We start from the raw sequence: 291 nt of genomic DNA, 5'->3' as shown, positions 1-291 counted from the left end.
GTCCCCTTCGTCTAGTGGCCTAGGACACCGCCCTTTCACGGCGGTAACAGGGGTTCGAGTCCCCTAGGGGACGCCACTTTCAAGCTGTAATGCGGGAATAGCTCAGTTGGTAGAGCACGACCTTGCCAAGGTCGGGGTCGCGAGTTCGAGTCTCGTTTCCCGCTCCAAATTTTCGAAATGCTGCTTCGGCAGGGTTTCAAACGAAGTTCCAGGTCCCCTTCGTCTAGTGGCCTAGGACACCGCCCTTTCACGGCGGTAACAGGGGTTCGAGTCCCCTAGGGGACGCCACTT

The 291-nt window shown here is 58.4% G+C and carries 3 tRNA genes; all 3 read left to right on the top strand.

Annotation, left to right across the window (positions count from 1 at the left end):
- The 3 genes from VC352_RS24865 (at position 1) to VC352_RS24855 (ending at position 288) form a co-directional block, all read left to right on the top strand.
- Positions 1–76, top strand: a tRNA-Glu gene (locus VC352_RS24865).
- Positions 77–91: 15 nt separating this feature from the next.
- Positions 92–167, top strand: a tRNA-Gly gene (locus tag VC352_RS24860).
- A 45-nt stretch (positions 168–212) separates the two neighbouring features.
- A tRNA-Glu gene (locus VC352_RS24855) sits at positions 213–288 on the top strand.
- The last annotated feature ends 3 nt before the right edge of the window (positions 289–291 follow it).

The sequence above is a fragment of the Pseudomonas sp. C11 genome, from assembly GCF_034683865.1.
GTDB lineage: Bacteria > Pseudomonadota > Gammaproteobacteria > Pseudomonadales > Pseudomonadaceae > Aquipseudomonas.
The sequence above is the reverse complement of the archived record's forward strand: the minus strand, read 5'-3'. Positions and strand labels throughout refer to the sequence as shown.